This is a genomic window from Cupriavidus sp. PET2-C1 (genome assembly GCF_054515855.1).
This window is the reverse complement of the sequence record NZ_CM137260.1, coordinates 1,795,957-1,820,921: the sequence shown is the minus strand read 5'-3', so window position 1 is coordinate 1,820,921 and position 24,965 is coordinate 1,795,957. Positions and strand designations below refer to the sequence as shown.

Sequence of the window (24,965 nt, the reverse complement as noted above, 5' to 3'; positions counted from 1 at the left end):
TCGCCGATGTGGCCGCGGCGCGGGAAACATGGCCCTAAGCGCCATCCGCTAGACGGCGACCAGCCCGAGCGAGCGCAGCTTCGCCCCTTGGTCGAAGTACGGCCGCTCGCAAACGATCTTGTCGCTGCCGGGGGCGAACTCGAACGACGCGGCCATGCGCACGCGAAACGCGCGGCCCGTGGGCGGGTAGACGGTGCCGTTCGCCTTCAAGGGCCCAAGGTGGGTGCCGGTGAGCCAGAACTCCACCAGCACCGTGTCGCCGGCCGCGGCGATGCTGATGATCTCGTTGGCCTGGTCGGGGAAGGGCGTGCGCGAAGACGCAAAGTAGCCGCGCACCGCTTGCTCGCCGTCGAAGACCGCGCCGCCTCCGTGCATCTCATAGCGCGGATGGGCAAAGGTGGCGATGACGGCGTCCCATTCCTGGGTGCACTCCAGGGCCATGTGGTCGCGCACGGTCTGGATGCGGGCGAGAGACAGACTATCCATGTTCAGGGCTCCGTGATTTGGGTATTTGGTTTTTTTTGGTTTTTTGGGGTTTGCAGGCTGGACGAGTGATGGATGCATTGATGCATTGATGCGTTGACGTGTGCATCAGGCGCTTAGTCCTGCGTCACACCAGCGGTCCTTGCCACTTCCTTCCATGCCGGGATATCGCGTGCATTCAGCTTGCCGAGTTCCTCGCCGCTCATCGGCGTGGCCGCGATGCCCATCTCCAGCAGGCGGGCCTTGATCTGCGGCGTGGCCAACACCTGGTTCAAGGCGTCCGACAGCTTCTGCACGATCGGCTTGGGCGTGCCGGCGGGCACATACAGGCCCCAGCGGAACACGCGATCGAAATCGATGCCCTCGTCGACGTAGCTCTTCACGCCGGGCAGGCTCGGCGAGCGCGAGGTGCAGGTGCCGATCGCCTTGACCTTGCCGGACTTGACGAAGGGCGTGCCCGATGTCATGTCCACATAGCCCAGCTTGATATGCCCGGCAACGATGTCGTTGAGCACCTGCGGCACGGTCTTGTAGGGGATATGCGTCATCGACGCGCCGGCGAGCTGCTTGAGCACCTCGCCGCAGAATTGCCCCGTGGAGCCGGTGCCCCAGCTGGCGTACTGCACTTCGTTGGGATGGCTCCTGGTGTACGCCACCAGCTCCTTGATGTCGTTCGCGGGAAAGTCATTGCTGGCCACCAGCAGGATGGCGGCTGTGCCGACCTGGCCGATGGCGGTGAAGTCCTTCACCGGGTCATACGGCAGCTTGGTGTAGACCGCGGCGTTCAGCATATGCGTGGTCGCGCCGCCGAGCGTGAAGGTGTAGCCGTCGGGCGCCGCGCGCGCGACCGCTTGCGTGCCGATGATGCCGGAGGCGCCACCCTTGTTCTCTACTACGATGGGTTGCTTCAGGATGGCCGACATGCGCTCCGCGAGCACGCGGCCAAGGATGTCGCCGCCCGAGCCGGCCGAGATCGGCAACAGCAGGCGGATGGGGTGGGAGGGGTAGTCGGCGGGGGATTCACTGGCGTGCGCTGCGATCGCGGGCGCGGCAAGCGCGACGACGAGCGTGGCGGCGGCCAGGTAGCGGGGCATCATGGGGCGTCTCCTGATTCTTTGTTATGTGCCGCGGCGCGGCCTTTGATTCGCTGTCTGTTTCCGTCAAAGACCCAGTCCGCCGTCTACCACCATCTCCAGCCCCGTCACATAACGCGACTCATCGGAGGCAAGGAACAACGCCGCGTAGGCGATATCCCACGGCGTGCCTTGCCGGCCCATGGGGCAGCGGCTGTTGCGAAACTCGCGCGCGGCCTGCACGGCGGCTTCATCGCCATCGGTCAGGTGCGCCGCATGCGGCGTATCGATCAGGCCGGGCAGGATCACATTGCAGCGCACCTGGTCCGCGGCGTAGCGGCGCGCGAGGATCCGCGTCATATGGTTGAGCGCGGCCTTCGATGCGTTGTAGGAGAGAAAGGGCATCGGCCCCCATTTGCGGCTGGCGATCGACGAGATGTTGATGATCGAGCCGCCACCCTGCGCGATCATGTGCGGCATCGCCTTCTGGCAGGCGAGCATGGCGCCTTTGAGGTTGATGTCGAACACCCGGTCCCAGGATGCCTCCGTGATGTCCTCGAGCTCGCCGATTTCCTCGATGCCCACATTGTTGTGCAGCACGTCGATGCGGCCATAGCGCTCGCGGCAGGCCTCCACCATGGCTGCCAGCCGCGCGCCGTCGCGCACGTCGGCTTCGAAGGCGCTGGCGCTTCCGCCCGCGTCTTCGATCTGGCTCGCGGTCCTGCGGGCCAGCGCCAGGTCGCGGTCCACGCACAGCACGCGCGCGCCTTCGCGGGCGTAGACGATGGCGGCGGCGGCGCCGTTGCTGGTGTCGGCGCCGATCGATCCCGCGCCTACGACGATGGCCGCCTTGCCGGCGAGCCGGCTCATTCCTTCGCGATTGCTGTCCGGCATGCTGAGGTTGTCTCCGTGGGGGATCTTATGGTGATCTTTGGGTGATCGTTCTTATGGTCCCCGCTACCAGGGATGGGAAAAATATAGCATGGAATTGAAACGTTTCATATAAAGGGTAAACGACCGGCTGCAAGAGGCATGCGCTAGGGAAGGGGATGCCGCATGGGCGGCCTTGCACCGCCCGGCAGGGGCTGACACGATGGGTCCGGCGAAAACGTGGCAGGCTTAGCTGGCGACGCGCTTCGCCCGGCCTCGCGCCGTTTTTCTGCCTGCCCCCGTGCCGACGGCGGCGCAGGACTCGCGCAGGATCAGCTCGCAGGTCAGCATCAGGTGCCCCGTTGCGTCAGGGCTGCCTTGCGGATCGAGGCCAGGCTCCATCTCGGCAAGGAGCAGGCGGGCGGCATGGCGCCCCAGGTCCTGCAGGCTCCAGGTGAGCGTGGTCAGCTCGGGCGTGTGCACCTGGGCCAGTTCGGTGTCACCCACGCATACCACCGACAGGTCGCCCGGAATGTCCCGGCCGGTCTGGCGTGCCGCCTTGAGCGCGCCGGCGAGCAGCGTCGTGCCCAGCCCAAAGATGGCGGTGGGCGGCGCGGCTTGCTGGAACAGCGCCAGGCATTGCGAAAAAGCGACGTCCATCGAGCTGGTGTCGATGCGCACAAGCTCCAGCGCATCGCCGATGCCGCGCGCGGCGGCGGCCGTCTCGAAGGCCTGCCAGCGCGCGCGCGCCGGGCGCAGGTGCGAGCTGGGGAAGAGCAGGGCAATGCGGCGGTGGCCGAGATCGAACAGATAGTTGGCGGTCTTCAGCGCGCCGCTGAAGTGGTCCACCTTGACGCTGGGCCGATCCGGGGCGATATCGCGGTCCAGGATCACCAGCGGCACATCCACCTGCGCGATCTGCTGCTGCAGCTTTCCGGAGCTCTCGGAGCCGGGCGCGAAGAGCACGCCGTCAACGCCGACGCGGGTCACGTCCAGCAGCAGCTCGCATTCGCGTTCGGTGTCGTTATGGGTGTCGACCAGCAGCAAGGTGTAGCCGGCTTCGCGCAGCACATGTTCGGCCGCGCGCACGATCACGCCGTAGAAGCGGTTGGTGATGTCCGGCACCAGGCAGGCCACCAGGCGCGAGCGCCGCGAGCGCAGGCTGCGGGCCGCGGCGTTGGTGACATAGCCGATCTTGCGCGCCACCTCGAACACGTGGGTGACGGTCTCGGCGGACGGGCCGCCTCGCCCCGCCATCACGTTGGAGGCGGTGCCAACCGAAACGCCCGCTTGCTCGGCCAGGTCCTTCAGGGTCGGCTTGCGCTGCGCCGCGGCTTTTTTCTGCATGGCACTCCACGGATATCGTCGTTTCCTGTGGCACGCAGTGTAGCATGCTATGAAACGTTTCAATCACGTGGAGCGCATGGGTGCGCAAGCCCTCAGGCGGCCTTCTTCAGCGATGCCAATGCCGCGCGGCCCGCCGCCAGTTGCTGCGCCACTTCCGCCACGCGCGCACCCAGATGCTCGGCCGTGCGCAGGTCTGCCAGCGGCGGCACCACATCAGCGCTCTCGTCCGCATTCGACTGCGCTGCGGCACCCAGGAAGAAGCCGTGGCGATTGAGCGAATCCTCGGTCGACTTCGAGTTGTTGTGGCCCGGGGGCAGGCCAAGGTTGACCCAGTGCATGCCGTGTTGCGCGGAGAAGATCGCGATCTGCTGCAGCGTGGCAAGCTTGTCGCCCGAACGCGAGGCCGAGTTGGTGAAGCCCGCCGCCACCTTGTTGGCCCATTTGCCGCCCTTGGCGAACACGTTGCGCGAGGTGGCGTCCATAAAGCCTTTGAACTGCGCTGACGCGCTGCCCATGTAGGTGGGCGCGCCGAAGATGATGCCGTCCACGTTTTCGAGCGTGTCCCAGTGCTGGTCGATGTCGTCGACGCTGATCAGCAGGCTTTCCACGCCATCGACGCTGGCGGCGCCGCGTGCAACGGCCTGTGCCTGCCTGGCGGTGTGGCCGTAGCCGCTGTGGTAGACGATCGCGATTTGGGTAGCGTTGGGGTTCATGATGCGGTGCCTCGACAAAGTTGGAAATATTTGAATTTGGCTCGCATCGCCTGGATCACTGGATCTGCTTGATTGCTGGGCCGGTGAAGCAAGTCTAGGCGCCGGCCGATCGCGTTGGTGACTGAAATCTCAATTATTCATTGAAATATTTTGAATTATCGGGCGAGGCAGGAGATCCGGGAGATCCTGCGTGCCTGGCATTTTGTGCCCACCGTGCCAGGCGCCGATGACGGTGGCGAAACAGCCATTTCACGACGGCTGCCATCGCGCCGCCGCCGCCGGGCAGCCAGGCCGCGGGTCCGCGCAAGGCAAAGGTGAGCCGGTCGCGCACCTCGCAGCCGCCAGGGGTGTCTCGAATCGTCCGTTCGTGCACCCAGCTGCGCATGCTCAGCATCCGCGACGTTTCCTTGAAGCGGTAGCCCGGCCCCACCTCCGCCAGCGTGATGTCGTCCGCGTCCACGGGAAACATGCCGAACGCCAGTAGCCAACTGCGGCCAAGCCGCTCGCCAAGCGGCAGCTCGCCGATCGCCTTGCCGCGCATGGCGGGCGGCGCCGTCATGCGCAGCCAGGGAAACAGCTCGTCGTTGATGCCTTCGGACGTGGTCGCGCGCTGCCATGCCTGGCTGGCACTGATCGGCAGGGTGGATGCAAGCTCGAACGTCAGGGGCATGGCGGATTTCGATTGGTGGGTGAACGAGTTCGCCATGATAGCGAGCCGAGCCATGCGGTCCGCTGACTCCCCGGCTTTGCCTGTCAGGTTGTCGCCGCGCCGGCCTCGGATGGCATATGCCGAATCACGTTGAAACCCTCATCCGCCAAGGGCGCCACGAAGTAACGCGTGATGGCGTCGAACTGCGCATCGGTCGTCTCGAACGGATGCGTGCCGCTGGCGTTGCGCGCGCGCAGGCGGGCCTTGCACACGGTGTCGGGCACATCGAGGTAGTGGAGTTGATGCGCCACGCCCGCTTGCTCGAAGATGGCCCTGGCCCAGCTTCGGGTGGCCGGTGTGTTGGCAGGGAAATCAAGCACGACCGACATGCCCGCCAGCAGCAGCGCGTCGATGTGGCCGGCCATGGCGTCACGCAATCGCGCGGCGCAGCGGGCATAGTCGGCGACCTCCCGGATCTCGCCGGGATACAGGCGTGACAGCCAGTCGTCCTCGCTGATCCGCACGGTGGCCGGCCGGGCAGCGAGCTGCCTGGCCAGGGTCGATTTGCCGGAGCCGATCTTGCCGCAGACCATATAGAGGACGGCGGGTGCTGCTGCTGCTGCTGCGGGGCGGGTTGGCTGCATCTTCAGGCTCCTTGGTGTATGCGGGCTCCAAGGAGGCGGGCACAAAAAACCCGCCTCGTTGGGCGGGTCGCTTTGTGTGCTCAGTCCACGTGCGCTAACCCACCATCCCAGGGACGGTGCGAATAATCGACGGGTTTTGCGCGCGGGTCATGGCGCAGATGTTAGCGGATTGCCCGCTTGCCCGCTTGCCCGCAATCGCCTTCGCGCAGCGGGGCCGCCCTTGTCCTATCGATCCGGCCATTGCAGAATACGGCCACGCCAGAATGGATGATCCTTCATCGCCGTCGCGCGTTTGCGCGAAGCCGCCTGCCTCGCCACGCGGACCGGCAACGTCTCCCGGCTTCCCGCACATGACAACATCACCGCAACCGATGCGCCGCTTCGCTCTGATCGCTACTCCAGTCTTCCTGGCGCTCGCCGCCGCCAATGCCAGCGCGCTCGATGCCCCGCAGCTGCTCGCCAAGCTCACGCCAAGCATCTATGCCGTGCGGGCAATGGGCGCCAACAACGCGCCACTGGCGTCGGGCTCTGCCGTGGTGATCGGCCCGGGGCAACTGGTCACGGCTTGCCACGTGCTGGCCGGCGCGCGCGCGATTGCCGTGCGGCGCGACAACGTGAGCTACGACGCCACGCTGGACGCGCCGGACGTGGATCGCGACCTGTGCCTGCTGCGGGTGGCGAATTTCAACGCGCCGGCCGTCAGCGTGTCGGCGGCGGCGGCACCGTCGTTCGGGCAGAAGGTGCTTGCGGCAGCCAGCCCGGAGGCCACGGGCGTGGTTGTGCTGGACGGCAGTGTGTCCGGCTTGCGCGCGGGCGCCGACGGCAAGCTGGACCGCATCGAGCTCACGCTTGATTTCCCGGCGGCGGCCAGCGGTGGCGGCTTGTTCGATGAGACGGGCCGGCTCGTGGGCATCCTGTCGGCACGGCGCGCGCCTGGCGAAAAGCTCAAGGCGTTGCCCGCCAGCTGGATCGCCCAGGTCAAGGAGCGCGGCGTGGCGGCGATGGCCAGCAATCGCCCGTCCGTGCCAGCGGCTGCGGCTGCGGCGCCTGTGGCGGACGAGGCCGGCGCTGCCCCGGCTGGCGGCGCGTCGCCCCGCGTTGGCGAGGTCTGGCGCTATGAGCTGGTCGACAAGCTGACGCGCAAGCGGCGCGATGTGGTCTACCGGGTCGACCGCGTCGAAGGCGAGCGCATCACGTTCAACCAGGGCGCCCGCGTCGAGACGCTGGACGGCCGCGTCGAGCGCATCAACACGCCCAGCGCTGGCGAGTTCGATGGCGCATCGCCGCCGCGCGGCTGGGTGCCGGAAGGCGTCAAGCCGGGCGCCCGATGGAAATACAGCTACAAGCAGGCCGGCACCGACATGCGCACGGAACTCACCGGCGAGGTGACCGGGGAGTCCACCATCACGGTGCCTGCCGGCAGCTTCCGCGTCTTGCGCCTGGCTTACAAGGGCTACGTGGCGCGGCCGTTCTACGGCTTCTCGTATGGCGCACCATCCTCCGTGCCTTACACGGCGGTGGCGTGGTATGCCCCGGAGCTCAAGCGCGTGGTGCGCTTCGATGCCAGCTACGCGTCCAAGTACGAACGCGTGGACGAAAGCCTGGTGCTTGCGGAGCACCGCTTCGACTGACGTGGCCCCGATCCGGCCTTGATTCTCGGGCGCGGGACGATATGCCGGGGTGCAGCAAGCGATTTTGGTAGGATGCAGGCCTTTCTTCGTGCCGGAATGTGACTCCGCCCCATGCTGCTCGCTTCATGAATCTGGCCCAGATCAAAACCCTGGCCGCCGAGCGGCTTGCCCGCCTGCGGCGCCCCACGCGCCGCGGCGTGGCCAAGGCAGTGGCCGCCGTGCCGGTGCTGTTCCTGCTCTATGTGCTGGTGCTGATTCCCTTCACCCCAGGCATCAGCGATATCCGCAAGGCCAAGTCCGACCAGCCCGCGCAGATCCTGTCGGCCAATGGCAAGCCGCTGGCCGTGTTCAAGTGGGCCAACCGCGAATGGGTCCGCCTGGCTGATATCTCGCCTAATGTGACGACCGCGCTGATCGCCACCGAGGATCACCGCTTTTACCAGCACTTCGGCCTGGACTGGCGCCGCATGGGCTCGGCCGCGCTGCATACCTTCTCCGGCGACCGGCAAGGTGGCTCCACCATCACGCAGCAGCTGGCCCGCAATCTCTATCCCGACGAGATCGGCCGCGCGCCTACGCTCACGCGCAAGCTCAAGGAAGCCATCACGGCGCTGAAGATCGAGGCGCTCTACACCAAGGACGAGATTCTCGAGACCTATCTCAACACCGTGCCGTTCCTGTACAACGCCTACGGCATCGAGATGGCGGCGCGCACCTACTTCGATAAATCCGCCGGCCGGCTGGACGTGCTGGAAAGCGCCACGCTGATCGGCATGCTCAAGGGCAACAGCTACTACAACCCCGTCATCAACCCCGAGCGCGCCGTGCAGCGGCGCAATACCGTGCTGGCGCAGATGGTCAAGTACCAGAAGCTGGAGCCGGCGAAGTACGAGTTGCTGAAGAAGCGCCCGCTGCGCATCGACTTCGAGCGGCAGACCGAGCCGCCCGGCCCGGCGCCGCACTTCGCCCAGCAGCTGCGCAAATGGCTGATCACCTGGGCGGACCGCAACGACTACAACATCTACACCGACGGGCTGGTGGTGCGCACCACCATCGATTCGCGCTTGCAGGCGCTGGCCAACCAGGCGGTGGCGCGCCAGGGCAACCAGCTGCAAGGCATCGCCGACGCGGCGTGGGCGCCGCGCTCCGGCTGGGCGGCCAACAAGGATCTGGTACAGGCCTTTGTGCGCGAGACACCGGCCTACCGCTCGGCCAGGGAGTCCGGGCAGACACCCGAGGCGGCCATGAAGCAGCTGCTGGCGGACAACGCCTTCATGCAGGCGCTGCGCCAGTCCAAGACCCGCATCCAGGCCGGCTTCCTCGCGCTGGACCCGCGCACCGGTGAGATCAAGGCATGGGTAGGCAGCCGCGACTTCACCCTGGATGCCTTCGACCATGTCCAGCAGGCGCAGCGCCAGCCGGGTTCCACGTTCAAGCCGTTCGTGTATGGCGCCGCGTTCGAGCAAGGTGCCAAGCCTGACGACACCTTCGTCGACCAGGCCGTGGAAATCCCGCTTGCTGGCGGCGAGGTCTGGCGGCCCTCCGACGATGGCCCTCCGAGCGGGCGTGCCATGAGCCTGCGTGACGGCCTGGTGTATTCCAAGAACACCATCACCGCGCAACTGATGCAGGGCGTTGGGCCGGCCAAGGTGGCCAAGCTGGCGCGCGCCATGGGCGTGCGGCAAAGCCGGCTCGATCCCGTGCCCTCGCTGGCGCTGGGCACCAGCCCGGTCACCTTGAAGGAAATGGTCAGCGCCTACGGCACCATCGCCAATCAGGGCGCCTACCTGGAGCCGGTGATGGTGTCGCGCATCGAAGACCGCAAGGGCGAGGTGCTGGAGACGTTCCGCCCCGCGTCGCCCGAGCAGGCACTGCCGGTTGCCACCGTGCAGACGCTGCTTGACGTGATGCGCGGCGTGATCGACCGCGGCACCGGCGCGAGCATCCGCACGCGCTTCGGCATTCGCGCGGATGTCGCCGGCAAGACCGGCACCACGCAGGACAACGCCGATGGCTGGTTCATCCTGATGCATCCGCAGCTGGTAGCTGGTGCCTGGGTCGGGTTCAACGACAGCCGGGTGACGCTGCGCAGCGACTACTGGGGCCAGGGCGCGCACAGCGCGCTGCCGATGGTGGGCGACTTCTTCCAGCGTTCGCTGCGGTCCCGCATGATCGATGCGAACGTCCGCTTCGTGGAGCACAAGGAGACCGGCCTCTTTGAAGCGTTGGGCTGGACGATACGCGGCTGGTACCAGCGATGGTTCGGCACCACGCCTAAGCCGGAAGCCGCGCCAGCACCCCGGCGCGCCGAGCGCGCGGCACCAGCGCCGGGAAACGAAACGGGAAACGCAACGGAAACGGCGCCGGCGGTGGTGGCTAGCGAGGTGGTGCCGACAGCACCATCGACGCTGCCGCCGGGCGGCGCCAGTGCGCCTTTCGGGCGGGAACTCGCGGATGCCGTGCCGGGCCCGGCACCTGCAAGTTCGCCGGCGAGCTCGCCCGCCGAGGCCTTGCCGGGCGCACCGCGTGTGCGGGAGACGCCGACAGCCGGCGCTGCCACCTCCGCGCAGGATGCGGCCGCGGCGCCGGCAGGCGAAGGCAGAGTGCCCTGACGCTGGGCATCGCGCTCATGCAAGCCGAGCGTCGCTGGCGATCGCGCTCCGGAACAGATCGGCAAGCCGCGTCGCAGCCAGCGACAGCGGGTTATCGCGCAACGTAAGGATGCCGAGCGTGATTTGCGGCAGGGTCATGGCCAGGGGGATGCGGCTGACCTGGTCGCCGTAGGGCGCCACCTTCAGCATGCCGGCGGGGCAGGTCAGCAGAGCGTCGCTGTGCGTCAACAGGTTCCAGCTCACGCCGAATGTATTGGCCTTGATGATGCGCCGGGGTGCCGGCAGTCCTTTTTCGTGGATTTTCTCCAGGAAGTGCGTGTGCTGGCTGCCGGGCGACAGGTGCATCAGCCATTCGCATTCCAACAGCTCGTTCCACTGCGTGGCGTGTTCCAGCGGATGCCCGCGCCGGCACGCCAGCATCATCTCCAGGCAAAGCAGGGGCTCAAAGCTGAGGTCGCTGGCTACCGTTTCACGTACTGGCGCAGCCACGGCAAAGTCCACCGCGCCTTCGCGCAGGGCCGGCAGCACCAGCGGCATCAGTCCTTCCTCGATCGTGACGTCGGCCAGGGGCATGCTGCGCCGGAAAGACCGCAATACGTCCGGCAGCACGCTGAGGAATGCCATCGGCGTGACCGCCACCGCCACGCGCGCGGTATTCCCCCCCTGCAACTGCCGGATATCCTGGCGCGCCAGCGCCAGTTGCGCCTGTGCCATGCGGGCGCGCAAGGTGAGCTGATGCCCGCACTCGGTGAGCGTGACGCCCCGTGAGCTGCGCACGATCAACGGCGCATCGAGGTCTTCTTCCAGTTCCTTCACCGCCTTGGTGATGGCCGCCTGGCTGAGATGCAAGCTGCGCGCGGCGCCGCGAATACTGCCGGTTTCGACCAGCCGCAGCCAGGCTTTCAGGTGGTGATCTTTCATGGCGTATCCGGATCCGGTGAGTGCGTCTTGCCGTTCTTGGTGACAACTTTAGATTGTCAGTAAGAAGAATATTTAGTCTACCGGTTTTCACGTCGAATGCTTACGCTTTGTCTGCACGCACAGCGCCGGGCCCTGGCCCTCCAGGGCATCCGTGGCGATGGCGGTATGCATCAAGCCTGCATCAAACCTGCAACAGAACCCAAGGACCTTTCATGAGATCGAGGCTCCACCCGGCTTTGCGCGTGTTGTTTCTCTTCGGCCTGCTTGCTGCCGCCACCGTCGCCCGCGCGGAGTGGCCAGAGCGCCCGATCAAGCTGATCGTGCCTTACGCGGCCGGCTCCGGGGTGGACGTCACCATGCGTCCTATTGCCGAAGTCATGGGGCGGGAGTTGGGCCAGCCCGTGGTGCTGGACAACCGCGGCAGCGCGGGCGGCATCGTGGGTACGCAGGTGGTGGCCACGTCGGCGCCGGACGGCTACACCATCGGCTATGGCAACCTGGTAACGCTGGCCATCAACCGCGCCTTCTACACCCGGCTGCCCTACGATCCGGAGAAGGATATCGAGCCGGTCGGGCTGGCTGTGAGCAATGCCTACGTGCTGATCGCGCGCAAGGACTTCCCGGCCAGCAACCTGGAGGAACTGATCGCCTATGCCCGCAAGTATCCCGGCAAGGTGGTGATGGGCTCGCCAGGCGTCGGCTCCGCGGGGCAACTGGCGGGCGAACTGATCAAGGCGAACACTGGCACCTTCATGCTGCACGTGCCTTACAAGAGCGGCGCCCAGGCCCTCGGCGACATGGTCAACGGGCAGGTCGACATCATGATCGACAACATCTCCGGCGTGCTGCAGTTTGTCCAGTCCGGCCGCGTCAAGCCGCTTGCGGTCACCAGCCTGCAACGCGCGCCGGTACTGCCGAACGTGCCCACCATCCATGAAAGCGGCATAAAGGGTTTCCAAGTCGTTGCCTGGGGCGGGCTGATCGCCCCGGCGGGCACGCCCAAGGCCGTGATCCGCAAGCTCAATACGGCGCTTAACAACGCGCTGAAGGATCCGGCGGTAGTACGGGCCAACGCATCGCTGTCGGTGGATGCGATGCCTTCCACGCCCGCCGAATTCTCGACACTGATCCATCACGAGGTGCCTAAGTGGGCAGCGATGGTCAAGCGCGCCGGGGTCAGGGCGGATTGAAGCGAGCATGCCTGCCATCGCAGCATGCAGCAACGATATAGCAGTACTGGAGTACCTGAAGTACCTGAAGTACCTGGCAGAACTGAAAGGAGAGAAGCCCGATGAGCAACGAAATCTGGCGCTGGAGCGCCGTCGACCTGGCCAGCCGTATCCGTCTGCGCGAGGTTTCGTGCGAGCAGGCCGTTGCCAGTTGCCTGGCCCGGCTGGAGCAGGTGAATCCGCGGATCAACGCCGTGGTGGAAGTGCTGGCCGCGCAGGCCATGCAGGCAGCAGCGAGCGCCGACGCGGCCATCGCGAGGGGGGATCCGACTGGCCCGCTGCATGGCGTTCCCGTTACCGTGAAGGTCAACGTGGACCAGGAAGGTTGCGCCACCACCAACGGCGTGGGCGCCTACCGCGACGTGCTGGCCCGCGCCGACAGCCCGGTGGTGGCGAACCTGCGCAACGCCGGTGCCATCGTCATCGGCCGTACCAATACGCCGGCGTTTTCCATGCGCTGGTTCACCGATAACGATCTGCATGGCCGCACGGTGAATCCGTGGGACCTGGGGCGCACCCCGGGTGGCTCCAGCGGCGGCGCCGCGGCTGCGGTGGCGGCGGGTATCGGGCCGCTTGCCCACGGCAACGACCAGGGCGGATCGATCCGCTATCCCGCGTATGCCTGTGGCGTGCCCGGCCTGCGGCCGAGCCTGGGGCGGGTGCCGGCGTTCAATCCGTCGCAAGCGAAGGAGCGGACCCTGGGCATGCAGATCAGCTCGGTCCAAGGGCCGCTGGCGCGGCATGTCGCGGACCTGAGGCTGGGCCTCGCCGCCATGGCCGCGCCGGATCCGAGAGACCCCTGGTGGGTACCGGCGCCCCTGGCCGGCGCCGGCGGATTCCCCGCGCGCGTGGCCGTTTGCGCCGAGTTGCCGGCTTATGCGGCGTCGCCGGCGGTGACCGATGCCGTCAGGCAGGCAGCGCGCTGGCTGGAGCAGGCGGGCTGCGTCGTCGAGGAGGTTGCCCCGCCGCGGCTGCGCGAGGCGGCAGATCTATGGCTCGCGCTGACCTTGAACGAGGCCAGGGCGGGGGTGGAGCAGTCCGTCGGGGAGCATGGCGATGCCCCCATGCGCAAGGCATTCGCCAGCATGCGTGCGCACGCCCCCCGGCTCGGGTTGACGGAATACATGGCAGCGCTGTCGCAGCGATCCGCGCTACTGCGCGAATGGCAGGCGTTTTTTGCGCGCTATCCGCTACTTCTGATGCCGGTCTCCTGGCAGCCGCCGTTCCCTGTCGACGAGGACCAGCAAGGCGATGACGCCATGCGCCGCATCCTCGATGCGCAAAGCCCGCTGCTGGCCACCGCCATCCTGGGCCTGCCCGGGCTGTCGGTGCCGACCGGGCTGGTGGAGGGCGTTCCGATGGGGGTCCAGCTGGTGGCGGGCCGCTTCCGGGAGGACCTGTGCCTGGCAGCGGGGGAGGCCATCGAGGCGCGCGCTGGCTGCCTGGTGCCGGTCGATCCGTGCCGGGCCGCGGAATGAACTGGGGGTTTTGGGGGTGGGGTGGCCAGATTGACTGCAGGTTTGCTGCCCAGTGCCCGGCGGACGATTTCGGTGGCTTAACGACAACTTCAAGGGTCTGAGGTCCAGGTTGAAAAAGGCACGCCGCATGGGAGTGACACCCCCTGGCCCCACGCGGCAGGAACGTGCTCACGGTTCGCCTCGCATCCAGTGAGGAAGGGCGCCGCAATGTGGTCCAGGGTTGCCAATCCGGCGCAGGGCGCGTACCGTTGCCGGCCACATCGCTTAACATAGCGGTTTGACGGCGGTATCCCTGTAAAGCGATCCGGCTGGCCTGGCTGTTGTGTTCCCGCAATGCAAAGTGCGGGAAGCGGCGCTAGTATGCCTGCCGCGCAGCCGCTTTCCTGCCGGTGGACCTTTTTCCCGATGAACAACAATCCAAAGAATTCTCGCGGCGAGCCTCCCGCTCCACGTACCTGGGACGCCCGTCTGGCGCGCGCGCTTGTGCGCCCGCTCAAGGACTCCTGGATCACCCCGAACCACCTGACCACGCTGCGGCTGCTGATTGGCCTCGCCGGCGTTGCCTGCCTGATGCAGGGCGGTTATGCGTGGACGAATTACGGGGCACTGCTGATCGTGATCTCCAACTTCGTTGACCATACGGACGGCGAACTGGCGCGAATTAGCGGCAAATCCAGCAAGATAGGCCATTTTTATGACCTGGCGAGCGATGCCCTGATTACGGTGCTGCTGTTCGTGGGCATGGGCGTGGCTATTTCGGAGCAGCCCTCCACCGCGGCACTGTCGCCGGTGCTGCAAGGCACGTTGGCGGGCGTGGCAGTGGCGCTGATCTTCTTTCTCCGCATGCGTATTGAAGAGCGCGTGGGGAAAAGCGGGACGAAGCAGGCATCTGCGGCCGGATTCGAGACCGAAGACGTGCTTTACCTGCTTCCGCTGGTGACGCTGACCAGCGGCATCGCGCCGTTCCTGACGGCGGCGTCGATCGGTGCGCCCCTGTTCGCGGCCTGGGTCGTCATCGACTACTGGCGCGTCGTGCGGCGCCCCCAGCCGGCCACGGCTCCGACTTCGACGAAGATCTGAGGACCCCGATGAGCGAGCAAGCTACCAACGACATCACGCTGGACGCCCCGTCCGTCCCGTCCGCCGCAACGGCTTCGCCGCGTCCGAAGCCGGCTACGCAAGCCGGCACGCCCGACCCCGATTCCGCGGTGGCCAGCCGCACCGCCAGGCTGGACAACGCGAAGCTGCGCGCCGATTTCGTGCGCCAGGACGCCTTCCTGCACCTGGAGGAGTTCCTGGCGCCGGAAGTCACCGCGCAACTGGTGGCCAGCGCCCGCGCGCTGGTGCCGCAGATCAACCGCAATTACCTGCCCGGCCACAAGCAGGGCGGCAGCGTCAGCCGCCACACCATCGACGAGCTCGCGCCGTTTATCGCCGAGCTGTACCGGTCGAAGGCGCTGATCGGCTGGCTGGAGCAGATGTGCGGCGAGAAGCTGCTGGTCTCTCCCGACTCCGATCCCCATGCCTACGCGCTGTACTACTACACGCGCCAGGGTGACCACATTGGCTGGCACTACGACACCTCTTATTACGACGGCCGCCGCTACACGCTGCTGCTGGGCGTGATCGAGGAATCGTCATGCCGCCTGGACTACGAACTGCACACGCGCGACGCGCAAGTGCCCGACGAGCCCGGCTCGGTGCAGACCACGCCCGGCGGGCTGGTGTTCTTCGATGGCGACAAGCTGCGCCACCGCATCACGCCGGCCGGCGCCAACGAAATGCGCGTGTCGCTGACGTTCGAGTACGTGACCGATCCGGGCATGCGCCCGTGGCTGCGCTTCATCTCCAATATGAAGGACGCGGTTGCCTATTTCGGCTTCCGGCAAGTGTTCAAGAGACTGGTGCCGGGCCAGAAGCCCCGCCCATGACCCGTGCTGCCATGCTTTTCCTGTCGATCGGCGCGGCGCTCTTTGTCGCGCTGCTCGCCTGGCAGGGATTTGGCTCCGTCGCGTCGACGTTTATGTCGGCCGGCTGGGGCCTGGTGCTGGTCGCCGCGTTCCACCTGCTGCCGCTGGTGCTGGACGCCGGCGCCATCTACGTGTTGTTCGACCGCCGGGCCGGCCACGGCACCATGCGCGACGCGCTGCTGGCGCGCTGGGCCGGCGAGTCCGTCAACAGCCTGCTGCCCGCGGGGCAGATCGGCGGCCCGGTCCTGATGGTGCGCTACCTGGCGCAGCGCGGTGCGCGCATGCGCGACGCCGCCGCGGCCATCACGGTGAGCACCACCATGCAGGCGCTGGCGCAGATGGTGTTCGCCTTCATCGGCCTGGCGCTGTTCGGCCTGTATGGCGGGCACGACGCGCTTGCGGACCTGCGCACACCGACCCTGGTCGTCACCGCCGTGCTTGCGCTATGCATAGCGGGTTTCTACGTGGTGCAGAAGCGTGGCCTGTTTGGCCGGGTGCTGCGCCTGCTGTCGAAGGTATTCGGCAAGCGCGACTGGTCGGGGTTGACCATGCGCGCCGATGCCGTGGACGCGGCCGTGCAAGGCATGTACCGCGACCGCCGCAAGGTGGCGTCCACCTTCGCGCTGAGCCTGGTGGGCTGGCTGGTCGGCACGGGCGAGGTCTGGCTGGCCCTGCATTTCCTCGGGCATCCCGTCAGCTGGCTCGACGCCTTGCTGCTGGAGAGCGTGGGGCAGGCGATCCGTGGCGCGGCGTTTGCCATTCCCGGCTCGCTGGGCGCGCAGGAAGGCGGCTACCTGCTGCTGGCGCCCATCGTCGGCCTGCCGCCGGATGCGGCGCTGGCTCTGTCCCTGGCAAAGCGCGCCCGCGAGATCGGGCTCGGCGCGCCCGGGCTGCTGTATTTACATTTGAGTGAACGAAAATTCCAACGGCGGCGTGCAGCAGGTGTGCAGCAGGCCGCCGATTGATCGATGGCAATTTGCATGGGTGCGGAGAACGAATGCGAGCAATCATCCTTGCCGCGGGCCTAGGCCTGCGACTTCAGCAACAACCCGGGGAGCAATTCCCCAAGTGCCTGCTGCGTTTTGAGGGCATCACCCTGCTGGAGCGGCATCTGCGCATGCTCGACGCGGCCGGGGTGGACGAGATCGTGCTGGCGCTGGGCTTCCAGCCGGAACACGTCGAAGCCGAACTGGTACGGCTGGGGCGCGACCCCTATCCGGAGATCGTGCTGAACCCGCGTTACGACCTGGGCAGCGTGCTGACCGTGCACACGGTGGCCGATGCGCTCACGCGTGGCGGCGACGTCCTGCTGATGGATGCGGACGTGCTCTACGACGAGCGCATCCTCAGCGCGCTGGTGGCGGGCGGCACCACCAACCGCCTCTTGATCGACCGCGATTTCGAAGCCGGCGACGAACCCGTCAAGCTGTGCCTGAAGAACGGTGTGCCGGTGGAGCTGCGCAAGCAGCTCGCGGTTGGCCTGGAGTACGACACCATTGGCGAGTCGGTCGGTTTCTTCCGCTTTCAGGAGCAGACCGCGCGCCGCCTGGCGCAGATCGTCCAGGGCTATGTCGACAGCGGCCGCTCGAACATGCCGCACGAAGAAGCGGTGCGCGACCTGCTGCTCGAAGGCGGCCACGTATTCGATGTCGCCGATGTGAGCGGCGCACCCTGGATCGAGATCGATTTCCCGAACGACGTGGCGCGCGCGCGCGACGAAGTCCTGCCCGAACTTCAGCCGATTGTGGGAGTAGCACAGTGAACGCGATTGACCCGGTTTTCTCAACTGCCTCGCGCAGCGCCCGGCTGCGCCAGATGATTGTCGGCAACGAGCTGGAATTCATGATGGAAGCCCACAACGGGCTGTCCGCGCGCATCGTGCGCGAGGCCGGTTTCAAGGCCATCTGGGGTTCGGGCCTGGCGATCTCCGCCCAGTACGGCGTGCGCGACAACAACGAAGCCAGCTGGACCCAGGTGGTCGACACGCTGGAGTTCATGGCCGACGCCAGCGACCTGCCGATCCTGCTGGACGGCGACACCGGCTATGGCAACTTCAACAATGTGCGCCGCCTGGTGCGCAAGCTCGAGCAGCGCGGCATTGCCGGCGTGTGCATCGAGGACAAGCAGTTTCCCAAGACCAACAGCTTCATCGACGGCGAGCGCCAGCCGCTGGCCGAGATCGATGAGTTCTGCGGCAAGATCAAGGCCGGCAAGGATTCGCAGTCGGACGACAACTTCTCCATCGTCGCCCGCGTGGAAGCCCTGATCGCAGGCTGGGGCATGGATGAAGCCCTGCGCCGCGCCGAGGCCTATCGCCAGGCCGGCGCCGACGCCATCCTGATCCACAGCAAGCTGTCGCGCCCGGACGAAATCCTGCAGTTCGCGCGCGAGTGGGCCGGCCGAGGCCCGCTGGTGATCGTGCCGACCAAGTACTACAGCACCCCGACCGAAGCCTTCCGCAAGGCCGGCATCAGCGTGGTGATCTGGGCCAACCACCTGATCCGCGTGGCGGCATCCTCGATGCAGGCCGTGGCCAAGGAAATCCACGACAGCGAGACGCTGGTCAACGTGGAAGACCGCATCGCCACCGTCAACGAGATCTTCCGCCTGCAGGACGCCGACGAATACTCGACCGCCGAGAAGATCTACCTGTCCGGCTCGCAAGCGCCGGGCGCGGCGGTGGTGCTGGCGGCCGGCCGCGGCACGGGCCTGGAGCCCCTCACCGAGGACCGTCCCAAGGTCATGCTGCCCGTGGCCGGCAAGCCGTTGCTGCGCTGGCTGGTGGACGCGTTCAAGAAGCAGTCGATCAACGACATCACCGTGGTGGGCGGCTACCAGGCCAAGGCCATCGACACGGCCGGCATCAAGCTGGTGGTCAACGAGCAGTACGCCCAGACCGGAGAGCTGGCCTCGCTGGCGTGCGCCGTCGACGGCTTGCAGACGGATACCGTGATCGCTTATGGCGACCTGCTGTTCCGCAGCTATATCCTGCGCGACCTGCTGGAGAGCGACGCGCCGTTCAGCGTGGTGGTGGACTCGTCGCTGACCACGGAGTCGAACCAGAGCGTGCGCGATTTCGCCTATTGCTCCGCGCCCGACGACCGCGACCTGTTCGGCCAGAAGATCCTGCTGCGCCATGTGTCGAGCAAGGGCCAGGAGCCGGGCGCCGCCCAGGCCCAGGCACCGCACGGCCGCTGGATCGGCCTGCTGAACGTGCGCGGCGAGGGCCGCGCGCGGCTGCAGAAGCTGGTTGCCGAACTGCGCCAGCGCGACGACTTCAACACGCTGGACATGCCCGCGCTGCTCAACGCGCTGGTCGAAGCCGGCGAAGAGATCGAAGTGAAGTATGTGCACGGCCACTGGCGCGGCGTGAACGACCTCGACGACTTCCGCCGCGCGGGCGATTTCGCGCATACGCAGACCCCGTTCGCGGTCGGCGGCACGGACGCCGAGGAAGCCCGATGATCGAAGCGGCACAGTTTGTCGAGGCCGCGCGTGCGCGCGGCTTCGACTGGTATGCCGGGGTGCCCTGCTCGTATCTCACGCCGTTCATCAACTACGTGATGCAGGATCCGTCGCTGCACTACGTGTCGGCGGCGAACGAGGGCGATGCGGTGGCGCTGATCGCCGGCGTGACGCTGGGCGCGCAGGGCGGCCGCCGTGGCGTCACCATGATGCAGAACTCCGGCCTGGGCAATGCGGTCAGCCCGCTGACCTCGCTCACATGGACGTTTCGCCTGCCGCAGTTGCTGATCGTGACCTGGCGCGGACAGCCGGGCGTGGCTGACGAACCGCAGCACGCGCTGATGGGCCCGGTCACCCCGGCGATGCTCGACACCATGGAAATCCCGTGGGAGACCTTCCCGACCGACCCGGCCGAGGTTGGCCCGGCGCTGGATCGCGCGGTGGCGCATATGGATGCCACGGGCCGTCCGTACGCGCTGGTGATGCAAAAGGGCAGCGTCGCGCCGTATGCGCTGAAGCAGCAGGAGCGGCCCACGCCGCGCCCCAGGTGCACGCCGCGCTTGGGTGTGCAGGGCGCATCGCGCGATGGCCTGCCTACGCGCCGCGACGCGCTGCAACGCGTGATCGCGCATACGCCAATGGACAAGACCGTGGTGCTGGCATCGACCGGGTTCTGCGGGCGTGAGCTTTACGCGCTCGACGACCGTGCCAACCAGCTCTACATGGTGGGCTCGATGGGCTGCCTCACGCCCTTCGCGCTAGGCCTTGCACTCGCGCGTCCGGACCTCGACGTGGTCGCCGTGGACGGCGACGGCGCGGCGCTCATGCGCATGGGCGTGTTCGCCACGCTCGGCGCCTATGGCCCGGGCAACCTCACGCATGTGCTGCTCGACAACGGCGCCCATGACTCCACCGGCGGACAGGCGACCGTGTCGCACCAAGTCTCGTTTGCCGGCGTGGCGTCCGCCTGCGGCTATGCGTCGGCGGCCGAGGGCGACCAGCTCGACCTGCTCGACCAGACGCTCACGGCCGCGCCGGCGAGCACCGCCGGCCCGCGTTTTGTCGCGCTGACGATCAGCGCCGGCACGCCGGACGGCCTGCCGCGCCCGACCATCACCCCGGTCGATGTGAAGACGCGCCTGGCGCGACACATCGGTGCCGACCAAGGAGGGAAGTAAATGCTGCTACTCAATCCGGGCCCCGTTACCCTCTCGGAACGTGTCCGCCAAAGCTTGCTGCAGCCCGACCTGTGCCACCGCGAAAGCGAGTTCTTCGACCTGCAGGACGAAGCCCGCGCACGCCTGCTGGACATCTACGAACTGGATCCCGCCGAGTGGGCCGCGGTCCTGATGACCGGTTCCGGCACGGCGGCGGTGGAGAGCATGATCGCCGCGCTGGTGCCCGAGCAAGGCAAGCTGCTGATCGTCCAGAACGGTGTGTACGGCGAGCGCATTACGCAGATTGCCACGCAGTACCGCATCGCCCATGAGGTCGTTGCGCACGACTGGATGCAGGCGCCTGATCTTGCCCGCATTGCCGCCGCGCTAGACGCGGACCGCGCGATCACGCACGTGGCGGTGATCCATCATGAAACCACCACCGGCCGCCTGAACGACCTCCAGGCACTGGACGCACTGTGCCGCGCGCGGGACGTGCGCCTGCTGGTGGATGGCGTGAGCAGCTTCGGCGCCGAGGCGATCGATTTCGGCGGCAGCATCGCCGCGGTGGCGGCCACGGCCAACAAGTGCCTGCATGGCGTGCCGGGCGCATCGTTCGTTATTGTGCGGCGCAGCGCGCTGGAGCAAGCCGCCAGCCGGACGTATTACCTGGATCTCGGGCGGCTCGCGCGCTTGCAGGACCAGCGCAATACACCGTTCACGCCGTCGGTGCATGCCTATTACGCGCTGGTGGAAGCGCTGCGCGAACTGGCAGACGAGGGTGGCTGGCGCGCCCGCCATGCGCGCTATGCGGCCCTTGCGGAACGCGCGCGCGCCGGGCTTGAGGCCCTGGGCATGCCGGCCCTGTGGCCCTCGGACCAGTCCTCGGTGGTGCTGCGGGCCTACCGCTTGCCAGCCGGCTTGTCGTATCCCCAGCTGCACGACGGCCTGAAGGAGCGCGGTTTTGTCATCTATGCGGGGCAGGGCGGGCTGTCGGCCGAGTTGTTCCGCATTTCCACGATGGGCAATATCCAGATGGATGACATCGAGCGCTTGTTGCAGGGTTTCAAGGCGCTGACGCAGTAATTGCCTGTTTGTGCCTGTTGGTGCCTGTTGGCCGGTGCGCGGTGCGCGCCGGCCACTGTCGTTTTCGTCATTTTATTTTTGGCGGCAAAGCACTAGCATTAGGCAAGAGATGCGGGTCCCCGGGTTCCCAGGTGGCGCATCTTGTTCGTGGAGGATCATTGCGATGCCTCGCCGCTTCCGCCTTCGCTTTGCCCGTGCGGGATGCAACGCCGCCGTGCTCGCGGTTTGCGCCGGCTTTATCTTTGTCCTTGGCGCATCTTTGCCCACCACCGCGCCGGCCGCGACACCTGGCGAGAATCCCGCAGCCGTGAGCGTTGACCGCTCCTCCCCGGATCGCATGGTCCGCGCCGCCGTCGAAGGCGTACTCACCACCATCCAGGCCAACCCCGACACCCGCAACGGCGATCTGGACAAGATCACGGCCGTGGTGCGCCGGCAGTTCCTGCCTTATACCGACTTCCAGCGCACTACCCGGCTTGCGGTCGGCAGCGCCTGGCGCAATGCCACGCCTGAGCAGCAGAAGCAGCTTTACGAGCAGTTCCAGACGCTGCTGGTACGCAGCTACGCCTTGTCCCTTTCACAAGTGCGCGAGCAGACGCTGAAGTTTCGCTACAAGGCGCCGCGGACCGCGGGCAAGGATGTGGTGGTGGAGACCAGCGTGCTGAACAACGGGGATGTGGTGCAGATCGATTATCGGCTGCAGCGCGGCGCGGCGGGGTGGTCGATCTACGATATCAATATGAGCGGGGCTTGGTTGATCGAGGTCTATCGCAAGCAGTTCGCGGATATCGTGGCCAAGGGGGGAATTGAGGGCCTGGTCAAGTATTTGGCCACTCATAATGCGGCGTGAGGTACCCCGCGTCGTTTAATGGCCCGAGAACTGCCGCCGAGGACCGGGCAATACTCGTTGCCTGCATTCTCGACAGCAGCACATCAACCGACGCTTAACCGAAGGACGGATCGACTTTGTCTTCCGCCACCCCGTAGCGCTGGATGGCCTGGGCGACCGCGGCGAGCGGCAGCGCGCCGTCATCCGCCAGGGCCTTGAGCGCGGCCAGGACAACGAAGTGCCGGTCCACCTCAAAGAAGCTTCGCAGTGCCTCGCGCGTGTCGGATCGCCCAAAGCCATCGGTTCCCAATGCCACCATGCGACGTTGTCCGATGAACGGACGGATTTGGTCGGCCACAATTTTCATGTAGTCAGTGGCCACTACGAGCGGTCCCTCCCGGTCGGCCAAGCATTGCTGGACGTAGGGCACGCGCGGCCTGGCCTCGGGATGAAGCAAGTTCCAACGCTCGGCTGCCAGGCCGTCGCGGCGCAACTCCGTCAGGCTCGTGGCGCTCCAGATGTCGCTGGCGATGCCGAAATCCGATGCCAGCAGTTCCGCCGCCGCAATGACTTCGTTGAGGATGGCGCCGCTGCCCGCCAGTTGCACCCGGCCAACGGGCTTCTCTGTCGGCGCCGAGGAGCGCAGCGGGTACCACCCGCGCAGGATGCCTGCTTCAACGCCTGCCGGCAGGGCGGGGTGCGTGTAGTTCTCGTTGAGCAGCGTGATGTAGTAGAAGATGTCTTCCTGATCCACATACATGCGGCGCATCCCGTCATGGACGATCACTGCCAGTTCGTAGGCGAAGGTGGGGTCGTATGAGACGCAGCAGGGAATGACCGACGACAGCACGTGGCTGTGGCCATCGTCGTGCTGCAGTCCTTCGCCCATGAGCGTGGTCCGTCCCGAGGTGGCGCCCAGCAGGAAGCCGCGCGCGCGGGCATCGCCGGCGGCCCAGGCCAGGTCGCCCACCCGCTGGAAGCCGAACATCGAATAGTAGATGTAGAACGGCAGGGTGTTGACGCCATGATTGCTGTACGCGGTGGCGGCAGCAATCCACGCTGACATCGCGCCGGACTCGTTGAGCCCTTCCTGCAGGATCTGTCCGTCGCGCGACTCGCGATAGTAGCTGAGCTGATCGGCGTCTTGCGGCGTGTAGAGTTGCCCGACATGGGAATAGATACCGACCTGCCGGAACATGCCTTCCATGCCGAAGGTCCGCGATTCGTCGGGAACGATCGGTATCACATTCTGGCCCAGTGACTTGTCCTTGAGCAGCGTACCAAGCATGCGTACGAAGGCCATCGTCGTGGAGTAGCCACGGGTGCCGGAGTCGCTCAATTGGGTGTCGAAGATCGACAGCGGGGGCAGTGCCATGGGTCCCGTGCCGGCATGCCGGGCTGGAATGTGGCCGCCCAGCGCTGCGCGTCGGCCGTGCAGGTAGCGTGCCTCCACGCTTTCGGGGGCGGGCTTCAGGTAGGGTATCTCGTCGAGCTGGTCATCGCTGACCGGCAGTTCGAATCGATCACGGAACGCGCGTACGGCGTTTGCGTTGAGCTTCTTCAACTGGTGGTTGATATTCTGGCCTTCACCGGCCTCACCCATGCCAAAGCCCTTGACGGTCTTGACCAGGACGACGGTGGGCTGTCCCACATGCCGCGTGGCAGCCGCGTAGGCGTTGAAGACCTTGACCGGATCGTGACCGCCACGGGTCAGCGCCCAGATATCGGCATCGCTCATGTCGGCCACTAGTTCAAGCAGGGCGGGATATTTGCCGAAGAAACGTTCGCGCACATAGGCCCCGTCCTGCGACTTGAACGCCTGATATTCGCCATCGACGCACTCCATCATGCGCTGGCGCAGCAGGCCGGTGGTGTCGCGTGCCAGCAGGCGGTCCCAGCCGCTGCCCCAGATCACCTTGATCACGTTCCAGCCAGCCGCCCGGTACAGACCCTCGAACTCCTGAATGATCTTGGCATTGCCCCGGACAGGTCCGTCGAGTCGCTGGAGATTGCAGTTGACAACGAAAATCAGGTTGTCAAGCCGCTCGCGCCCAGCCATGGCCACGGCTGCCAGGGATTCAGGCTGATCCATTTCACCGTCGCCAAGGAATGCCCAGACCTTGCGCCCCTGGGTGGGGGCAAGCTGTCGGTCCTCGAGGTAGCGCATGACGCGCGCCTGGTATGCCGCCGTGATCGGTCCAAGCCCCATCGAGACGGTGGGGAACTGCCAGAAGTCCGGCATCAGCCGCGGATGCGGATACGACGACACGCCATTGCGGCCTGCTTCGCGGCGGAAGTTGTCGAGTTGTGCTTCGTCGATGCGGCCTTCCAGAAAGGCCCGTGCGTAAATGCCAGGCGATGCATGGCCCTGCAGATAGACCAGGTCGCCAGCGAAGGCCTCCGTTTGACCCCTGAAGAAATGCTGGAAACCTACCTCGTACAGCACGGCGGCCGATGCATACGTGGCGATATGCCCGCCGACGTTGGAGTGCTTGCCCGCCCGCAACACCATCGCCATGGCATTCCAGCGCGCCATGGCGGCCAGTCGGCGCTCGATCTGGATGTTGCCGGGATACGGCTGCTCGCGCGATTCGGCAATCGTGTTGACGTAGGGCGTCGTGATCGCGCCTTGGAAATCCCCGTGCCGGGCCGCGTCCGATTCATGCAGGCGGTGCATCAGGTAGTGGGCGCGTTCGCGGCCCTCGACTTCGGTCACGGCGGCCAGTGCCTCGATCCATTCCTGGGTTTCCTGCGGATCCACATCCTGCGGCAATACGTGTAGCGGCAACACCGGGGCATTCATCTCTG

Annotated in this window: 21 protein-coding genes; 12 read left to right on the top strand and 9 right to left on the bottom strand. The window is 66.4% G+C overall.

Annotated features, from left to right (window positions below):
- Positions 1-48: 48 nt before the first annotated feature.
- The 7 genes from ACX12D_RS28185 to ACX12D_RS28155 all read right to left on the bottom strand — a co-directional run bounded on the left by ACX12D_RS28185 (position 49) and on the right by ACX12D_RS28155 (position 5,779).
- Entirely contained in the window at positions 49-486 is a 438-nt protein-coding gene (locus tag ACX12D_RS28185) for an ester cyclase (protein WP_459374351.1), read from the bottom strand.
- A 113-nt stretch (positions 487-599) separates the two neighbouring features.
- Entirely contained in the window at positions 600-1,580 is a 981-nt protein-coding gene (locus tag ACX12D_RS28180) for a Bug family tripartite tricarboxylate transporter substrate binding protein (RefSeq protein ID WP_459374350.1), read from the bottom strand.
- A 63-nt stretch (positions 1,581-1,643) separates the two neighbouring features.
- Positions 1,644-2,450: an SDR family NAD(P)-dependent oxidoreductase gene (locus tag ACX12D_RS28175; RefSeq protein ID WP_459374349.1), complete on the bottom strand. Its 807-nt coding sequence runs from the start codon at positions 2,448-2,450 to the stop codon at positions 1,644-1,646.
- A gap of 225 nt (positions 2,451-2,675) precedes the next feature.
- Positions 2,676-3,773, bottom strand: a complete 1,098-nt coding sequence (locus ACX12D_RS28170) for a LacI family DNA-binding transcriptional regulator (RefSeq protein WP_459374347.1) — start codon at positions 3,771-3,773, stop codon at positions 2,676-2,678.
- Between the two features lie 92 nt (positions 3,774-3,865).
- Positions 3,866-4,486: a flavodoxin family protein gene (locus ACX12D_RS28165; RefSeq protein ID WP_441636324.1), complete on the bottom strand. Its 621-nt coding sequence runs from the start codon at positions 4,484-4,486 to the stop codon at positions 3,866-3,868.
- A gap of 133 nt (positions 4,487-4,619) precedes the next feature.
- The gene (locus tag ACX12D_RS28160) at positions 4,620-5,156 is read right to left on the bottom strand and encodes a hypothetical protein (protein ID WP_459374346.1); all 537 of its coding nucleotides are present in this window, start codon (positions 5,154-5,156) and stop codon (positions 4,620-4,622) included.
- 83 nt (positions 5,157-5,239) lie between these two features.
- Complete coding sequence (locus ACX12D_RS28155; protein ID WP_459374344.1) at positions 5,240-5,779, bottom strand: AAA family ATPase; 540 nt, start codon at positions 5,777-5,779, stop codon at positions 5,240-5,242.
- Positions 5,780-6,129: 350 nt separating this feature from the next.
- Between ACX12D_RS28155 and ACX12D_RS28150 the strand changes: the two genes are divergently transcribed.
- Positions 6,130-7,410 carry a S1 family peptidase gene (locus tag ACX12D_RS28150; protein WP_459374343.1) on the top strand — a complete coding sequence of 427 codons (1,281 nt, stop codon included), beginning with the start codon at positions 6,130-6,132 and terminating at the stop codon, positions 7,408-7,410.
- 125 nt (positions 7,411-7,535) lie between these two features.
- On the top strand, positions 7,536-10,022 hold the full coding sequence (locus ACX12D_RS28145) for a penicillin-binding protein 1A (RefSeq protein ID WP_459374341.1): 2,487 nt from the start codon (positions 7,536-7,538) through the stop codon (positions 10,020-10,022).
- Between the two features lie 15 nt (positions 10,023-10,037).
- On the opposite strand, the gene ACX12D_RS28140 is transcribed toward ACX12D_RS28145, so the two are convergent.
- The gene (locus ACX12D_RS28140) at positions 10,038-10,943 is read right to left on the bottom strand and encodes a LysR substrate-binding domain-containing protein (RefSeq protein ID WP_459374340.1); all 906 of its coding nucleotides are present in this window, start codon (positions 10,941-10,943) and stop codon (positions 10,038-10,040) included.
- 212 nt (positions 10,944-11,155) lie between these two features.
- On the opposite strand from ACX12D_RS28140, the gene ACX12D_RS28135 reads away from it, so the two are divergent.
- The 10 genes from ACX12D_RS28135 to ACX12D_RS28090 all read left to right on the top strand — a co-directional run bounded on the left by ACX12D_RS28135 (position 11,156) and on the right by ACX12D_RS28090 (position 22,178).
- The gene (locus ACX12D_RS28135) at positions 11,156-12,133 is read left to right on the top strand and encodes a Bug family tripartite tricarboxylate transporter substrate binding protein (RefSeq protein ID WP_459374338.1); all 978 of its coding nucleotides are present in this window, start codon (positions 11,156-11,158) and stop codon (positions 12,131-12,133) included.
- A gap of 101 nt (positions 12,134-12,234) precedes the next feature.
- Positions 12,235-13,650 (top strand): amidase family protein, encoded by a 1,416-nt coding sequence (locus ACX12D_RS28130; protein WP_459374336.1) that lies wholly within the window; start codon positions 12,235-12,237, stop codon positions 13,648-13,650.
- A 405-nt stretch (positions 13,651-14,055) separates the two neighbouring features.
- On the top strand, positions 14,056-14,730 hold the full coding sequence (locus ACX12D_RS28125; RefSeq protein WP_459374335.1) for a CDP-alcohol phosphatidyltransferase family protein: 675 nt from the start codon (positions 14,056-14,058) through the stop codon (positions 14,728-14,730).
- Positions 14,731-14,738: 8 nt separating this feature from the next.
- Entirely contained in the window at positions 14,739-15,581 is an 843-nt protein-coding gene (locus ACX12D_RS28120) for a HalD/BesD family halogenase (RefSeq protein ID WP_459374334.1), read from the top strand.
- Positions 15,578-16,585 carry a flippase-like domain-containing protein gene (locus ACX12D_RS28115; protein ID WP_459374333.1) on the top strand — a complete coding sequence of 336 codons (1,008 nt, stop codon included), beginning with the start codon at positions 15,578-15,580 and terminating at the stop codon, positions 16,583-16,585. The genes ACX12D_RS28120 and ACX12D_RS28115 overlap by 4 nt, the downstream gene beginning before the upstream one ends.
- A gap of 32 nt (positions 16,586-16,617) precedes the next feature.
- The gene (locus ACX12D_RS28110; protein ID WP_441636310.1) at positions 16,618-17,382 is read left to right on the top strand and encodes a phosphocholine cytidylyltransferase family protein; all 765 of its coding nucleotides are present in this window, start codon (positions 16,618-16,620) and stop codon (positions 17,380-17,382) included.
- Between the two features lie 53 nt (positions 17,383-17,435).
- Positions 17,436-19,085, top strand: a complete 1,650-nt coding sequence (gene aepX / locus ACX12D_RS28105; RefSeq protein ID WP_459376547.1) for a phosphoenolpyruvate mutase — start codon at positions 17,436-17,438, stop codon at positions 19,083-19,085.
- Positions 19,082-20,263 (top strand): phosphonopyruvate decarboxylase, encoded by a 1,182-nt coding sequence (gene aepY / locus ACX12D_RS28100; RefSeq protein WP_459374332.1) that lies wholly within the window; start codon positions 19,082-19,084, stop codon positions 20,261-20,263. Before aepX ends, aepY begins: the two co-directional genes overlap by 4 nt.
- Complete coding sequence (locus ACX12D_RS28095; protein ID WP_459374330.1) at positions 20,264-21,328, top strand: 2-aminoethylphosphonate aminotransferase; 1,065 nt, start codon at positions 20,264-20,266, stop codon at positions 21,326-21,328.
- 337 nt (positions 21,329-21,665) lie between these two features.
- Complete coding sequence (locus tag ACX12D_RS28090) at positions 21,666-22,178, top strand: MlaC/ttg2D family ABC transporter substrate-binding protein (RefSeq protein WP_441636469.1); 513 nt, start codon at positions 21,666-21,668, stop codon at positions 22,176-22,178.
- A 94-nt stretch (positions 22,179-22,272) separates the two neighbouring features.
- On the opposite strand, the gene aceE is transcribed toward ACX12D_RS28090, so the two are convergent.
- Positions 22,273-24,960, bottom strand: coding sequence for a pyruvate dehydrogenase (acetyl-transferring), homodimeric type (gene aceE / locus ACX12D_RS28085; protein ID WP_459374328.1), 2,688 nt, complete (start codon positions 24,958-24,960; stop codon positions 22,273-22,275).
- Positions 24,961-24,965 lie beyond the last annotated feature (5 nt).

What these genes read in the sequence shown, in the direction of transcription:
- ACX12D_RS28185 (WP_459374351.1), bottom strand. Translation starts at nt 486, where the DNA reads ATGGATAGTCTGTCTCTCGCCCGCATCCAGACCGTGCGCGACCACATG.
- ACX12D_RS28180 (WP_459374350.1), bottom strand. Translation starts at nt 1,580, where the DNA reads ATGATGCCCCGCTACCTGGCCGCCGCCACGCTCGTCGTCGCGCTTGCC.
- ACX12D_RS28175 (WP_459374349.1), bottom strand. Translation starts at nt 2,450, where the DNA reads ATGCCGGACAGCAATCGCGAAGGAATGAGCCGGCTCGCCGGCAAGGCG.
- ACX12D_RS28170 (WP_459374347.1), bottom strand. Translation starts at nt 3,773, where the DNA reads ATGCAGAAAAAAGCCGCGGCGCAGCGCAAGCCGACCCTGAAGGACCTG.
- ACX12D_RS28165 (WP_441636324.1), bottom strand. Translation starts at nt 4,486, where the DNA reads ATGAACCCCAACGCTACCCAAATCGCGATCGTCTACCACAGCGGCTAC.
- ACX12D_RS28160 (WP_459374346.1), bottom strand. Translation starts at nt 5,156, where the DNA reads ATGCCCCTGACGTTCGAGCTTGCATCCACCCTGCCGATCAGTGCCAGC.
- ACX12D_RS28155 (WP_459374344.1), bottom strand. Translation starts at nt 5,779, where the DNA reads ATGCAGCCAACCCGCCCCGCAGCAGCAGCAGCAGCACCCGCCGTCCTC.
- ACX12D_RS28150 (WP_459374343.1), top strand. Translation starts at nt 6,130, where the DNA reads ATGACAACATCACCGCAACCGATGCGCCGCTTCGCTCTGATCGCTACT.
- ACX12D_RS28145 (WP_459374341.1), top strand. Translation starts at nt 7,536, where the DNA reads ATGAATCTGGCCCAGATCAAAACCCTGGCCGCCGAGCGGCTTGCCCGC.
- ACX12D_RS28140 (WP_459374340.1), bottom strand. Translation starts at nt 10,943, where the DNA reads ATGAAAGATCACCACCTGAAAGCCTGGCTGCGGCTGGTCGAAACCGGC.
- ACX12D_RS28135 (WP_459374338.1), top strand. Translation starts at nt 11,156, where the DNA reads ATGAGATCGAGGCTCCACCCGGCTTTGCGCGTGTTGTTTCTCTTCGGC.
- ACX12D_RS28130 (WP_459374336.1), top strand. Translation starts at nt 12,235, where the DNA reads ATGAGCAACGAAATCTGGCGCTGGAGCGCCGTCGACCTGGCCAGCCGT.
- ACX12D_RS28125 (WP_459374335.1), top strand. Translation starts at nt 14,056, where the DNA reads ATGAACAACAATCCAAAGAATTCTCGCGGCGAGCCTCCCGCTCCACGT.
- ACX12D_RS28120 (WP_459374334.1), top strand. Translation starts at nt 14,739, where the DNA reads ATGAGCGAGCAAGCTACCAACGACATCACGCTGGACGCCCCGTCCGTC.
- ACX12D_RS28115 (WP_459374333.1), top strand. Translation starts at nt 15,578, where the DNA reads ATGACCCGTGCTGCCATGCTTTTCCTGTCGATCGGCGCGGCGCTCTTT.
- ACX12D_RS28110 (WP_441636310.1), top strand. Translation starts at nt 16,618, where the DNA reads ATGCGAGCAATCATCCTTGCCGCGGGCCTAGGCCTGCGACTTCAGCAA.
- aepX (WP_459376547.1), top strand. Translation starts at nt 17,436, where the DNA reads ATGATTGTCGGCAACGAGCTGGAATTCATGATGGAAGCCCACAACGGG.
- aepY (WP_459374332.1), top strand. Translation starts at nt 19,082, where the DNA reads ATGATCGAAGCGGCACAGTTTGTCGAGGCCGCGCGTGCGCGCGGCTTC.
- ACX12D_RS28095 (WP_459374330.1), top strand. Translation starts at nt 20,264, where the DNA reads ATGCTGCTACTCAATCCGGGCCCCGTTACCCTCTCGGAACGTGTCCGC.
- ACX12D_RS28090 (WP_441636469.1), top strand. Translation starts at nt 21,666, where the DNA reads ATGGTCCGCGCCGCCGTCGAAGGCGTACTCACCACCATCCAGGCCAAC.
- aceE (WP_459374328.1), bottom strand. Translation starts at nt 24,960, where the DNA reads ATGAATGCCCCGGTGTTGCCGCTACACGTATTGCCGCAGGATGTGGAT.